The organism is Streptomyces sp. KR55, from assembly GCF_052245645.1.
GTDB lineage: Bacteria > Actinomycetota > Actinomycetes > Streptomycetales > Streptomycetaceae > Streptomyces > Streptomyces flavusporus.
On the sequence record NZ_JBQQCE010000286.1, the window covers coordinates 1 to 12,440 of the forward strand.

Genomic DNA, 12,440 nt, shown 5'->3' on the forward strand with positions numbered 1-12,440 from the left:
TTCCCAGGACTACCTGCGGCGACGCCTCGCGGAGGGCAAGACCAAACGCGAGATCATCCGCTGCCTGAAACGGTACGTCGCACGAGAGATCTACCGGCACATCGCCCCCGCAAACACCGCGACACACTCCACCGAACCAGCCCGAGGCGCCGCTTGACATCTATAGGGGCATCAACGCCGCCGCCGAGTCGTTCTTCGCCGTACTGAAGGAGGAGATCGGCACCCGCCAATGGCCGGACCGGGCCAGTGCCCGCGCGGAGATCTTCGCCTTCATCGAGACCTTCTATAACCGCAAGCGACTGCGCAGGCATCCGGTCTGGGGCTACCTCACCCCGCTGGAGACCCGACAGCGACACGAGCAAGGACACGCCCTCGCAGCGTAAGCATCGAGTGTCCAAGATCACGGGGAAGCTTCACCGATCCGGATGGCCGACTGCTGTGGATCTCACCCGCACTGCCCGGCCGCGCGCACGACCTGACTGCGGCCCGCACCCACCAGATCATCCGGATCTGCGAACGCCAGGGCATCCCGGTCCTTGCTGACCGCGCCTACATGGGAGCCGGCCCCTGGGTGACGACACCCCTCAGACGCCCGCCGGGCCGTGATCTCACGCCCACCCAACAAACGGTCAACCGCGCGCTGTCCGCGGCACGGGCGCCGGTCGAGCGGGAAGTCGCACGACTGAAGTCCTGGCGGATCTTCCGCAGGGCGCGATGCAGCCCGAATCGAATGTCGTCAATCTCCGCCGCCGTCCTCACCCTGGAGCGGCAGCGCTGAAAAGGCTCACTGACATGGAGGCCGTTCTCGTCGTGCCCAACGATGGCAGGGCGTGCTGAGCCTGCAGGGCCCGGCCACTGCGGGCGTGAGAACCGTCCTGGTGTCCCACCGCTTGTTTCGAGCGGGGACGGGTGGCCGTCAGGCCGGCGGCGGCACCCGGCGACGGAACCAGACGACCTTGCCCGTGCTGGTGGGGCGGACCCCGGTGGCGTCGGCAAGCGCGTGCACGAGGAGCAGTCCCCGGCCGGACTCCGCTGCGGGGCCTCGATTCCTGCGATAGGGCAGCTCGCCCCCGACGTCGCCGACCTCGCAGACGACGGTGTTCCGACCGTGCAGGCGCAGGCGCAGGCTCACGGGGCCGCGGCCGTGTTCGACGGCGTTGGTGACCAGCTCGTCCACCATGAGGAGGACGTCGTGAAGGGTGTCACCCTGCACACCCCAGCCGGCCAGCGTATCTCTTGATGCGTGGCGGGCGCGGGACGCGCTGACCGGCGCGGCGTCCAGAGTCAGGGCCATCTCCTGCCCGACCAGCCAGGCACGTTCACTCGGCCCGACGCCGCGGGCGGCGTGGCTCACCGCTGCAGGTGTCATCGTTGCCATGACTGGCTCTCCTTGGTCATCCAGGGCGTTGAGGGACGTTCTCTGACCGCAGCCGACGCCGCACGCAGTCATAAGTCGTGGCTCTTGTCGACGTGCGGCTTCGCGGGTCTGCGCCGCCTTGGCCGCAGCGCGAGCGGATCGGTGAATGGGCCGACGGGGACGGTGGCCGGCAGGTTGCCTGTGGGGAACCCGCAGCTTCAGCTGGACAGGGCCAGCGCGACAGGCAGCGGCCGGAAGCTGCAAGATCCCCTCGCACAGGGTCCGTTGACGCCGGACAGACTCCTTGCGGAGCCGGACGGCCCCACCGGGCATCCCGTGTCCGTGTTCACGCCTTGAGTGTCTTCTTCAGTGCGGCCAGCCCTTCGGTGTAGATGCCGTGGAACAGAGCGATCGCTTCTTGTTCGCTTGTACCGGCCGGTGTGAAGGTGCCGGACCACTCCACACGGCTTTGCCCGCCGGGCTTCTCGTGCACGGTGAGGGTGGAGCGGTAGCCGGTGACAGGGAATGGGGCCTGCAGAATGGAGTAGCTGTATGTACGCGCCTGGTTGTCGAACGCTTCGAGGCGTTCGACGATGACACCGCCTTCCTCGTTCGTGAGGCTGCGGACGCGGCCGCCTTCGCCGAGCGTGCTCGCGGGAATGTAGGGCAGCCAGTCAGGCAGGGAGTCGAAGCCGCCGATGAGCTGCCAGACGCGGTCGGCGGGCACCGGGATGTCGATGGTTGCGGTCGTAGTTGCCATGGTCGTCTCCTGTTCGGGTGAGGTAGTGGTCAGGCGCTGGGTACGGGGGCGTCCTGAGCGATCAGTCCTTCCGTGCGCAGAGCTGCCCAGAAGGCCGCCGGGACCTTCTCGCCGAGTGCGGCGACGTCCTCAGCGATGCGGCTGGGCCGGGAGGCACCGGGGATGGCCGCGGCGACCGCGGGGTGAGCAAGGGAGAACTGCAGCGCTGCCGCCTTGATGCCCACGCCGTGCTGCCCTGCGAGTGCCTTGATGCGCTCCACCTTGGTGATGACCGAGGCGGGGGCCTTCTGGTACTCGAAGTGCTGTCCGCCGGCCAGCACGCCGGAGCTGTACGGTCCACCGACGACGATGTCGACGTTCTGGGCCTTCGCGGCCGGCAGCAGCCGCTGCAGGGCGCGCTCGTGGTCAAGCAGCGTGTAGCGGCCGGCGAGGAGGAACGCGTCCGGCTTGGGCTCCTCGAGGTCCAGCGTCAGCTCCAGGGGCTCGACCCGGTTGACGCCAAGGCCCCAGGCCTTGATGACGCCTTCGTCGCGCAGCCTCTGCAGCACCCGGAATGCGCCGGTGCGGGCCGTCTCGTAGGCGGCGAGCCACTCGTCGCCGTAGAAGTCCTGTGCGACGTCGTGTACCCACACGATGTCGAGGCGGTCTGTCCTCAGCCGCTTGAGGCTGTCTTCGACGGAGCGCAGCGTGGCGTCGGCCGAGTAGTCGTTGACGATCTTATTGGGGCGTCCGTGTTCGAACAGTCCGCCCTTCTCGCCCAGGTCGCGGGCGGACGGATCTTCGATCTCGTCGAGGATGACGCGGCCGACCTTCGTGCTCAGGACGAACTCCTCGCGGGGGCGGTAGGCCAGCGCTTCTCCGAGCCGGATCTCGGACAGCCCCGCGCCGTAGAAGGGCGCGGTGTCGAAGTAGCGGATGCCGTTGTCCCAGGCAGCGTCCACGGTGGCCGCGGCTTCCTCGTCGGGTATGGCCCGGAACATGTTGCCCAGCGGTGCGGTGCCGAAGCCCAGGCGGCCGGGCAGGAAGGACTTGATGGACATGGTGCAGATCCTTGCTGTACGAACGGCGACGGATGTGTTCTCTTCGCGCCTTTTGCGCGGTCCGTCGACTGACGTATTCGAGGCTAGGATCTACACTTAAGACTGTCCAAGACTTACTTGGACACACTTGAGTCCTTAGAGGTCTTACATGCTTGACCTGCGGCAACTCCGCTACTTCGTAGCCGTCGCCGAGACCGAACACGTCGGCCAAGCCGCCGAGCGGCTGCATATGTCCCAGTCGCCGCTCAGTCGGCAGATCGCTCAACTCGAGCAGAACCTCGGCCTCACCCTGTTCGAGCGCGGCCAGCAAAGAATCCGGCTGACTCGGGACGGCAAGGTCTTCCTGGCCGAAGCCCGCGCACTGCTGCAGCATGCGGATCGCCTGGAGAACTTGGGCCGTCGGCTGGGCCGTGGAGATGAGGGCGGCCTGTGTATCGGCTACGTGGCGGACGCCATGCACACCGGCATCCTGCCCGGCGCGCTACGCGCTGTGCACAGTGAACGCCCCGGCGTTCACATCGCTCTGTACAACCTTCCGCCGGCCGAGCAGTTCGAAGGCCTGCGGCAGCGCAGCCTCGACATCGCCCTCGTCCATGAACCTCCCAGCGGGGACGATCCTGACCTACTGGCCGCCCCCCTGCTCGAGGACCCGCTGCTGCTCGCCATGCCCGCGGGGCATCCACTCGCCGACCAAGAAAAAGTGACCCCCGGGGACCTCGACGGTCAGCCGTGGATCGCAGTCGAGAACGCCCAGGACCCCGCCTGGCGGGACACATTCGTCGCCGCCTGCACGGCAGCCGGCTTCAGGCCCGACATCCGCTTCGACGCGGCCGAGCCACTGACCGCGCTCGGTCTGGTCGCCTCTGGCCTCGGACTCGCCCTCGTGCAGAAGAGCATGGTCCGCGCCACCACTGAGGAGGTCGCGGTGCGCGAGCTTCCCTGGAACGAGACAAGCGTCCAGCTGTGGGCCGCGTGGCACCGGGTCGACCTGCGGCCCCTGGTGACCTCGTTCCGCACCACCGTCCTGCGTACGAGCGGCATCGCACAGCCGCCCAAGTAGCGGCTGTCCTTGGGGCGCTATGGGGTGCGGCCGACGTCATGGCGGCCTGGACCACGAGGCGCGGGTCGCGCGGCAGCGGGTCGTCGGGTCCGCCACCGCCGGGCCAGTAGTGGAACACGTCGTCGGCGCGCAGGACGAGACCTTGTGCGTAAGAAAAGCGTCTCCCGCTTCGCCGACGCCCCACAGCACCCAGGCGTAGTCCACTCCCATGCCGCCGCGGCTCGCGCCGTGTCCGGGACTGTCGGTGGCAGACGCTTCCAGAGGTAGAGCGTTTGTCGACGATCTCGCCGATTCATGGCCGCCGCCGTTGCTGCCGCGCGAGACACGTGGCAGCGCGCCGACCCGTCTCGCTCGCGCGCTCACCGGGCGGGGCGGCGTCGTGGGTCATGGTGTCGGTTCACCACCCACACCGCAGTCGTCGGAGCGATACGGGTCGCATCTTAGAGAGTTCCAGCCCCCGTCCACCGGCAGCGCGGCGCTGTTGACGAAGCAGCTTCGGATGTGGTCGGCCAGGAAGGCCACGGCCTGGGCGATGTCCTCGGGTGCGGCGAACCACGCCATGGGCACCCGCTCGACGATGTCGGAGTCGGTGTGGCCGCCGGACGCCTGGTCCGCAGGCACCCGTCTCAGACTCACCCAGCCTGGGCACACTGCGTTGGCTCGAACCTCGCGGTCGCCCCACTCCGCGGCGAGCCTCCGGGTAAGACCGATCAGTCCGTGCTGGCCCGCGTTGTACGCGGCTCGATCGGCGACCGCGTGCAGCACCGCGATCGAGGCGACGTTGATGATCGAGCCGCCGTCCGCGTTCAGCATCAGCAATGACTCGTCGTCACTGCTCGGCGGTGGTCTCCTCGGCCGGGGTGAGCATGGAGACGACGGCGTTCGGGCTTCGTCTCGAGAACGCCCACCAGAGGCTCGCCCTGTTGGACTCCGCCGTCCGGGTCGCCACCACGCTGGACGTGGCGGCCACCTGCGGGGAGCAGACGGGGTCGAGCTGGTCGACGTTGACGTCCAGGCGGACGGGGGCGACACGACGATCTTGCCCCCGTGGCGCCGACCGAGCGGCGGCGTGACCCCACCGCCGCCGGCCGCGCGCTGGCCGGCGCAGCCGCCCACGTCCTGGCCGTCACCGCGGACTTCCAGTGAGAGGTGACCGGTCAGACGTCGAGGTCCTGGTTGTGGCGCACCTGTACAAACGACACCGCGACGAAGGAGACTGCAGCGCACACGACGACGAACATCGCCACGGGGATCCAGCTGCCGCTGAACATGGCGAGCAGTGCGGTGGCGATCAGCGGTGCGGGTCCTCCCACGACTGCGGCTCCGACCTGGTAGCCGAGCGAGGCTCCGGTGTAGCGGATCTCGGGTGCGAAGTTCTCCGCGATCACGGTACCGATGAGCGAGCCGTAGGTCGGCCAGACGATCGTGAACGAGACGATGATCGCGAGGCCCGCGAGCGCAACGCTGCCGCTGTTGAGCATGGAGAGATACGGGAAGATGAAGATCGCTACCGCGATGGAGCCGCCGAGGAACACCTTCCTGCGACCGATCCGGTCCGACAGATCGCCGTAGAAGAGCATGCTGCCGACGCCGAGGGCGGAGCCGACCAGCACGAAGGCCAGGATGAGGGTGAAGTCGTATCCCAGGCCGGTCGCATAGCTGATCGAGAAGGTGGCGAAGATGAAGAACGTGCTCGTCTCGACGAACTTCGCACCGGTGGAGATGAGCACCTCGCGCCAGCGGTCCCTGAACACGGTGGCGATGGGGAGCCTTTGCGTGCTGCCCGCCGCCTTCACCTTTCGGAATGAGGGCGTCTCGTCGATCCGGTGGCGGATCCAGAGGCCGACTATCAGCAGAACACCCGACAGCAGAAACGGGATGCGCCAGCCGAAGGTCGCGAACGCCTCGGCCGGCAAGATCCACCGCGCCGTGATCGTCATAATGCTGCCGAGCGCCAGTCCCGCGAGCGCGCCGACCTGAGGCACTGCTCCGTAAAAGCCACGCCGGTTGCTCGGCGCATACTCGACCGCGAGCAGCAGGCCGCCGCCCCACTCTCCCCCGAGCGCGAGGCCCTGAACGAGGCGCAGCAGCGTCAGCAGGACGGGTGCGACGACTCCGATCGCTTCGTAGGTGGGCAGCACGCCCATGAGCATGGTGACGACGCCCATGAGAGTGAGGGTGATCACGAGCGTCTTCTTGCGGCCGATGCGATCGCCGATGTGACTGAAGATCACGCCGCCGACGGGGCGGATGACGAACGCGAGCGCGAACGATGCGAATACGAGGAGCGAGCTGACGACAGGATCGTGACTGGGGAAGAACTGGGTGTTGAAAACGACGGTGGCCATCGTGCCGTAGAGGAAGTAGTCGTACCACTCGATGGTCGAGCCGATGGCGCTGCCCCAGAGAGCACGGTGACGTTCTCTCGTCGAGACAACAGGTGGTGTGTCGGTGGCTTCGCCGACGGTTGCAGGCATGCCGGTCTCCTTTGACGGGCGGAGGGGTGGTGTCTGGAGGATCGACGGGAGCTGCTCAGGGCACGAGGATCGGTCGCCCGATCGCGGAGCCGCGCAGATGCTCGATCGCCTTGTTTGCCTCTTCGAGAGGGAACGAGCGGTCCAGAAGCTTGTCGAGAGGGATCCGGCCTGCTCGGTAGAGCCGCAGGATCTCTGGAAGCTGAACAGGAGTGTTCGATGAGCCGTAGAGCGCGCCGACCAGCCGCCGGTCGCCCTGCACGAGCTGGTTGATCGGCACCGAGACTGCGTCGCCGACGGCGCCGAGGCCCACGACGATCTCGGTGCCGCCCGCGCGGAGCGCATCGAAGCCAGCGCGGATCGTGGTCTGTCGGCCGATCGCCTCGAGTACGTAGTGCGCACCGCCGCCGGTGATCTCCATGACCCGTGTTGCGAAGTCCTCGTTCGCGGAGTCGATGGTGTGGGTCGCCCCCAGGTCGTGGGCCTTCTCCAGGCGCGCCGGGACAATGTCCGAGACGATGATCTGTGCGGCTCCGACGAGTTCCGCGGCGATCACGGCCGACAGTCCTACGCCGCCGGCGCCGATGATCGCGATGCTCTTCCCCGCAGCGTCGGGCATGCGGTTCAGCACGGTACCCATGCCTGTGATCACCGCGCATCCGACGATGGCGGCGATCTGCGACGGGATGTCGCTGTCGATCCTGACCAGCGACTCCTGCGATACGACGGCTTGTTCGGCGAAGCATGAGTCGCCCATCAGGTGGTGGTAGCGCTCGTCGTCCTTGCTCAGACGGGTGCCGCCGCGCAGCAGCTCGTTGGTCTGGCCGTGCACCCGGCCCAGTGCGCACTGTGCAGGTCGGCCCGAGAGGCAGAACTCGCATTCCCCGCAGCGCGGGCGCCACATCAGCACCACCTTGTCGCCGGGGTCGAAGGCGGTGACCCCTTCGCCGACCTCCTCGACGACGCCTGCACCCTCGTGGCCCAGCACGATCGGCGTGCGGGCGGGGAGCGCACCCGTCAGGTAGTGCACATCGCTGTGGCAGACGCCCGCTGCCTCGATGCGCACGCGCACCTCGCCCCGTCCAGGCCCGTCGAGATCCAGGTCCTCGAGCACCATGGGTGCATCGATGTCGTGCATGACCATCGCCTTCATGCGGGGCCACCCCTTCGTGTCCGTCAGTGCGCATCGCTGCGCACCGGCTTCTGCCGACCGCCCCAGGCCGGGCGGTCGGCAGAAGCTAAGGGCGATGGAAGGACGCCGTCCAAGGAGTGATCCGCTGACCGGAACAGCTAAAGGCTACTGAAAGCTGAGCTCGCACGGATGCGCCGGTTGAGACCCAGGGCAGCGATCTTGACCGCGGGCGCGACCTGCCTCATGTCGATCTGGCCGGCGGCGCCGGTGACGGAGATGGCTGCGATCGGCGAACCGTCCGCGCGCAGGACGGCACCGGCGGCACACGTGATGCCGGCGTTCGACTCTTCGCTCTCGTAAGCGACGCCCTCGGCGCGCACCAGCGTGAGCTGCCGACGCAGCACGGCTGGGTCGGTGACAGTGCTCGGTCCGAGCGGCACCAGGTCGATGGCGAGCGCCTGTTCGACGACGTCCTCCGGCGAGTGCGCCAGCAGCGCCTTGCCCCCTGCCGTGGCATAGGCGGGCACGCGTCCGCCTATACGAGAGCGGATGTCGAGGTGGGTGCCGCGTCCCTGAAGGATTTCGACGTAGACCAGGTCGGTGGCCTTCAGCACGCCCAGCTGCACCGTGAGCCCGGTCGCCTGCCGCAGATCCGCCATGGTGCCGAGGGCGAGCTGACGCAGCTCCTTGGAACGCTGGGCCAGTTCGCCCAGCTCGAACAGGCGGATCCCCACCCGCACGCCCTGATCCGCTCGCTCAAGGAAGTCCTCGGCGATCAGGTCGGCGACGATGCGGGAGGTGACCGATTTGGCCAGTCCCGCGCGGCGGGCGATCTCGGACACCCGCAAGGTCGGCTGCTCCGCGGTGAAGGCGCCGAGTACGTCCGAGACGCGCGCGATCATGCCTGTTCTGGTGTTCCGCTCATCGGATCGCATCTGGCGATGGTACGCCTGCTGCGAGTTTGAATGGGCGTGCCCGCGCGGTACCGGTGCCGCGCGCAGACACCGAGGAGCTCTCGTATGACCGACGCCCCGTCCGATGCGCCCGCCGCGACGACACGTGAAGCGGTGGCGGCGGTGTCCGCGGCCTCGACGACCTGGGCCGCCAGCTCGTACGCCGACCGCGCGCGTGTCATTCGCACGATCGCGGACGCGCTCGACACCGCGACAGACGATCTGATCACGACCGCCCACGAGGAGACGCGTCTTCCTGAGGCACGCCTGGCGGGTGAGCTCAGGCGCACGACCTTCCAGTTGCGTCTGTTCGCCGATGTCACCGAAGACGGAGCGTTCCTCGATGTGCGTATCGACCGCCCCGACGCCGAGTGGCCGATGGGGGCACCCCGCCCCGACCTGCGCCGGATGCTCGTCCCGATCGGTCCCGTCCTCGTGTTCGCCGCGAGCAACTTCCCCTTTGCGTTCTCAGTCGCGGGCGGCGACACCGCGGCCGCGCTCGCGGCCGGCAACGCGGTGCTCGTGAAGGCGCACTCGGGCCATCCGCGTCTCTCGGACGCGACTGCGACCGTCATCTTCTCCGCGGCGCGCGCAGCGGGCGCACCGGGCGACCTGGTTCGAGTGATCCACGGGACCGAGAACGGCGTCACTGCGCTCCGGGACCCGGCGATCAAGGCGGCTTCGTTCACCGGCTCAATCGTCGGCGGACGAGCGCTGTTCGACATCGCCAACGCGCGCCCCGAACCGATCCCGTTCTACGGCGAGCTCGGCAGCGTGAACCCCGCCTTCGTCGCACCGACCGCCGCGTCCCACCGCGCCGACGAGATCGCCCGGGGCTATCTCGGCTCGATCACGGGCAGCCGTGGACAGCTGTGCACCAAGCCCGGAGTCCTGCTGGTCCCGGCTGCGTCACCCGTGCTCGACGCGCTGTGCGACGCAGAGGTACCCGATCCCGCGCCGCTGCTGAACGACCGGATCCAGCAAGGCTTCGTCAAGGGCGTGACCTCGCTGTCGGCACATCACGGGGTGAGCGTTCTCCGAGCCGGATCCGACAGCCTCGCCGATCCGCCCGGGACGACCCTGCTTCTCACGACACTCGACGAGGTGCTGGCCGACCCGAACACGCTCGTCACGGAGGTCTTCGGGCCTGCGGGGCTGGTCGTGTCGTACACAAGCCCGGCGGAATTGCCCGAACTCGCGCGTGCGCTGGACGGACAGCTCACTGCCATGATCGTCGCGGACGAGGACGCGGCGAGCGACATCGCGCTGGCGCGAGCCCTTGTTCCAATCCTCACGGAGAAGGCCGGTCGCCTTCTGTGGAACCAATGGCCCACCGGGGTCTCGGTGACTTACGCGCAACAGCACGGCGGACCGTACCCGGCGACAACCGTTCCCACGACGACAGCGGTGGGAACGGCATCGATCACCCGATTCCTGCGTCCCGTCGCCTTCCAGAACTTTCCCGCCTCGCTACTGCCGGACGCGCTGCGGGACGGGAATCCGCTGGGCGTCCCCCAGCGCATCGACGGCTGACCGCGCCCGGCCGGCGATGTGGCTCCGCCTCGCCGGCCACCATCGGCAGCGGCGTTGTCAACTTGATGGGGTGATTCCGGGGCCGGGGCAGGCCGAGGCCGGGTGGGGGCGGTGGTGGTGCTGCGGTCAGGCTGCGGTGGGCAGGCCGGTGACGTGGTTCCAGGCGGTGAAGCGGCGGGCCGTCTCGGCGCGGCGGCGCTCCACCGATTGCATCGGCTCGCGATGGGCGACGCCGTAGCTGCGGACTTGTCGGTGATCAGCACCCGCGGCACCCGGCGCTGCTTCTTCATCAGCTTGGCGAGGAAGCGCTTGGCGGCCTGCGCATCTCGCTTGCTCTGGACGAGATTGTCCAGGACGGTGCCGTCCTGATCGACCGCCCGCCACTGGTAGTGCCGCCCGCCGTTGACCTTGACGAAGACTTCGTCCAGGTGCCCCGTGTCGCCGGCCTGGGGTCGACGCCGACGCAGCTCACGGGCGTAGGCAGGGCCAGACTTTGCGCACCACCGCCGGATCGTCTCGTAAGAGACGATCACGCCACGGGCGAGCATCAACTCCTCGACCTCGCGGAAACTCAGCGTGAAAGCGGTGGTGAAGCCAGACGCAGTGGACGATGATCTCCGCCGGGAATCGGTACCCCTTGTACGACGGCGACACGACGTCCCTACCGACGGCCAACGACCCGAGGATCGTCCCAGGAGCGAAGCGCGTTGCCGCGCACGACTGGGAGGACCAGCGCTGGACACCGGGCCGGATCAAGACCGTGATCGGCCGGTTTCCACCTGTCCTGCACCAGTCAGGGTGTGTACAAGCTCCTGGTCCTCAACGGCTGGTCCTGCCAGGTCCCCGCCCGTCGGGCCCTCGAATGCGACGACGAAGCCGTGGCCGGCTGGGTGAAGGAGACCTGGCTCTGCGCGGAAGACTCGCGGCGGCCCGTGGAGCATGGCTCGTCTTCGAGCTGAGGGTCAGAGACACGACGCTCACAGCCGAGCCGCCAAGCACGTCAAGCCGATTGAGCGTGCGGTTCCTTCATACCGCAGCCGCTACCTCAGTCGCCGTTGGCGTCGTCGTCCCCCTCCACCGGAGGCATGAGCGCCCGCAGCCAGCGCTCCGTCTGGGCGACATGGGCCTCTGCCGCGCCCGCTAGTCCACCTCGGCGGGCACCGCTCGCCCGGTCGGCCTCACCACCACCCTGACCCTGTGGGTCGATGAGGACGCCGCAGCGTACGGCGAGAAGCCCAACAAGGCGGCCCACGGCCTGATCGGGCTCTACCGGCCCACGCCGCTGCCCTACCTCGGCGACGTCGTCCTCACCGGCACCCCCGGCGCCGACGGCAACGCAGCCGGACTCAGCCACCCCCAGGCGCTCGCGCTGATCGATCTCTACCTGGACATGGCCACGGTCGGCCTCATGCCGCGCCCCCGCTCCTGACGCAGGTCACGTGCTGGCCCCGGCCCCTCCGGGGGCCAGCGCGCCCGAGCAATTCACGAGCAATTCGGAAGAGAGGGAACAGACCAATGCAGAGCGGAGCTGTTCAGACTTTCACCGTCATCGGCCTGCGATCGGACGTCGACATGAGCGACCTTTTCATCGCCGGAGTAATCCCCGGACCGGTCGCCGAAGAATTCGCAATTCTGGAAACCAGCGAGCAGGAATTCACCCGCTGGGCCATGGAATTCGACGCCCCCGACGCCGACGCCGACGCCGACGCCGACGCCGACGCCGACGCCGACGCCGACGCCGACGCCGCCGCAGCACACGCATACGTCCAGTGCCGCACCGACGACGAAAACGAGGAGACCGCCGGAGCGCTCCTGCAAGCCGTTCTCGCGGACGTGTCCATCCGGTCCAGGCGCGGCGGGGACGTCTCGGCCGGGGCCTCATGGATCTCGGTCCCGGTCGACGCAGACAGCTATGTCCTGATCACCGGCACGGGCGAGACGGAAAACGAGATCGACTACGACCCCGCCGAGCATCACGGCTGGTTCGCGGTCCATGACTCCGACTCCGGTGACATCCCTGAGCCGATCGTCGTGCACGACGCCTCCGGCTGCCGGGACTTCCGGGCGGACACCGCCGCCGTCGTGGAGACGATCCGCCGCTTCCTCGCGGCCCGGCGCGCCCGCTAACCCC

General features: G+C 68.3%; 13 protein-coding genes and 4 pseudogenes. 7 read left to right on the forward strand and 10 right to left on the reverse strand.

What is annotated here, in order from left to right:
• The 3 genes and pseudogenes from ACTWQJ_RS33085 to ACTWQJ_RS33095 form a co-directional block, all read left to right on the forward strand.
• A pseudogene (locus ACTWQJ_RS33085) lies at positions 1 to 157 on the forward strand (IS110 family transposase); the annotation flags it as partial.
• Between the two features lie 58 nt (positions 158 to 215).
• On the forward strand, positions 216 to 383 hold the full coding sequence (locus ACTWQJ_RS33090; RefSeq protein WP_443310200.1) for a hypothetical protein: 168 nt from the start codon (positions 216 to 218) through the stop codon (positions 381 to 383).
• 32 nt (positions 384 to 415) lie between these two features.
• Positions 416 to 778 (forward strand): annotated as a pseudogene (locus ACTWQJ_RS33095) (transposase family protein); the annotation flags it as partial.
• Between the two features lie 138 nt (positions 779 to 916).
• On the opposite strand, the gene ACTWQJ_RS33100 reads toward ACTWQJ_RS33095, so the two are convergent.
• The 3 genes from ACTWQJ_RS33100 to ACTWQJ_RS33110 form a co-directional block, all read right to left on the reverse strand.
• Positions 917 to 1,378, reverse strand: a complete 462-nt coding sequence (locus ACTWQJ_RS33100) for an ATP-binding protein (RefSeq protein ID WP_443310189.1) — start codon at positions 1,376 to 1,378, stop codon at positions 917 to 919.
• Between the two features lie 325 nt (positions 1,379 to 1,703).
• Positions 1,704 to 2,117, reverse strand: a complete 414-nt coding sequence (locus ACTWQJ_RS33105; protein WP_443310190.1) for an SRPBCC family protein — start codon at positions 2,115 to 2,117, stop codon at positions 1,704 to 1,706.
• Between the two features lie 29 nt (positions 2,118 to 2,146).
• On the reverse strand, positions 2,147 to 3,157 hold the full coding sequence (locus tag ACTWQJ_RS33110) for an aldo/keto reductase (RefSeq protein ID WP_443310191.1): 1,011 nt from the start codon (positions 3,155 to 3,157) through the stop codon (positions 2,147 to 2,149).
• 148 nt (positions 3,158 to 3,305) lie between these two features.
• Between ACTWQJ_RS33110 and ACTWQJ_RS33115 the strand changes: the two genes are divergently transcribed.
• The gene (locus ACTWQJ_RS33115; RefSeq protein WP_443310192.1) at positions 3,306 to 4,217 is read left to right on the forward strand and encodes a LysR substrate-binding domain-containing protein; all 912 of its coding nucleotides are present in this window, start codon (positions 3,306 to 3,308) and stop codon (positions 4,215 to 4,217) included.
• Between the two features lie 384 nt (positions 4,218 to 4,601).
• Here the strand turns inward: ACTWQJ_RS33115 and ACTWQJ_RS33120 are convergent, their stop codons facing one another.
• From ACTWQJ_RS33120 to ACTWQJ_RS33140, 5 genes are all read right to left on the reverse strand, one after another.
• A complete protein-coding gene (locus tag ACTWQJ_RS33120) occupies positions 4,602 to 5,030 on the reverse strand; it encodes an SDR family NAD(P)-dependent oxidoreductase (protein WP_443310193.1) in 429 nt (142 codons plus the stop codon).
• Positions 5,031 to 5,046: 16 nt separating this feature from the next.
• Positions 5,047 to 5,187: a hypothetical protein gene (locus ACTWQJ_RS33125; protein ID WP_443310194.1), complete on the reverse strand. Its 141-nt coding sequence runs from the start codon at positions 5,185 to 5,187 to the stop codon at positions 5,047 to 5,049.
• A gap of 187 nt (positions 5,188 to 5,374) precedes the next feature.
• Positions 5,375 to 6,694, reverse strand: coding sequence for an MFS transporter (locus ACTWQJ_RS33130; protein ID WP_443310195.1), 1,320 nt, complete (start codon positions 6,692 to 6,694; stop codon positions 5,375 to 5,377).
• Positions 6,695 to 6,749: 55 nt separating this feature from the next.
• The gene (locus tag ACTWQJ_RS33135; protein WP_443310196.1) at positions 6,750 to 7,844 is read right to left on the reverse strand and encodes an alcohol dehydrogenase catalytic domain-containing protein; all 1,095 of its coding nucleotides are present in this window, start codon (positions 7,842 to 7,844) and stop codon (positions 6,750 to 6,752) included.
• A 137-nt stretch (positions 7,845 to 7,981) separates the two neighbouring features.
• Positions 7,982 to 8,758 carry an IclR family transcriptional regulator gene (locus ACTWQJ_RS33140; protein WP_443310197.1) on the reverse strand — a complete coding sequence of 259 codons (777 nt, stop codon included), beginning with the start codon at positions 8,756 to 8,758 and terminating at the stop codon, positions 7,982 to 7,984.
• 84 nt (positions 8,759 to 8,842) lie between these two features.
• Here ACTWQJ_RS33140 and ACTWQJ_RS33145 point away from each other — a divergent pair, with 84 nt between their 5' ends.
• Positions 8,843 to 10,309 carry an aldehyde dehydrogenase family protein gene (locus ACTWQJ_RS33145; RefSeq protein ID WP_443310198.1) on the forward strand — a complete coding sequence of 489 codons (1,467 nt, stop codon included), beginning with the start codon at positions 8,843 to 8,845 and terminating at the stop codon, positions 10,307 to 10,309.
• A 192-nt stretch (positions 10,310 to 10,501) separates the two neighbouring features.
• Here ACTWQJ_RS33145 and ACTWQJ_RS33150 read toward each other — a convergent pair.
• Positions 10,502 to 10,963 (reverse strand): annotated as a pseudogene (locus tag ACTWQJ_RS33150) (IS6 family transposase); the annotation flags it as partial.
• A 43-nt stretch (positions 10,964 to 11,006) separates the two neighbouring features.
• Here ACTWQJ_RS33150 and ACTWQJ_RS33155 point away from each other — a divergent pair.
• A pseudogene (locus ACTWQJ_RS33155) lies at positions 11,007 to 11,264 on the forward strand (helix-turn-helix domain-containing protein); the annotation flags it as partial.
• A gap of 90 nt (positions 11,265 to 11,354) precedes the next feature.
• Here ACTWQJ_RS33155 and ACTWQJ_RS33160 read toward each other — a convergent pair.
• The gene (locus ACTWQJ_RS33160) at positions 11,355 to 11,561 is read right to left on the reverse strand and encodes a hypothetical protein (protein ID WP_443310201.1); all 207 of its coding nucleotides are present in this window, start codon (positions 11,559 to 11,561) and stop codon (positions 11,355 to 11,357) included.
• 320 nt (positions 11,562 to 11,881) lie between these two features.
• On the opposite strand from ACTWQJ_RS33160, the gene ACTWQJ_RS33165 reads away from it, so the two are divergent.
• Positions 11,882 to 12,436 carry a hypothetical protein gene (locus ACTWQJ_RS33165; protein WP_443310199.1) on the forward strand — a complete coding sequence of 185 codons (555 nt, stop codon included), beginning with the start codon at positions 11,882 to 11,884 and terminating at the stop codon, positions 12,434 to 12,436.
• Positions 12,437 to 12,440: the final 4 nt, after the last annotated feature.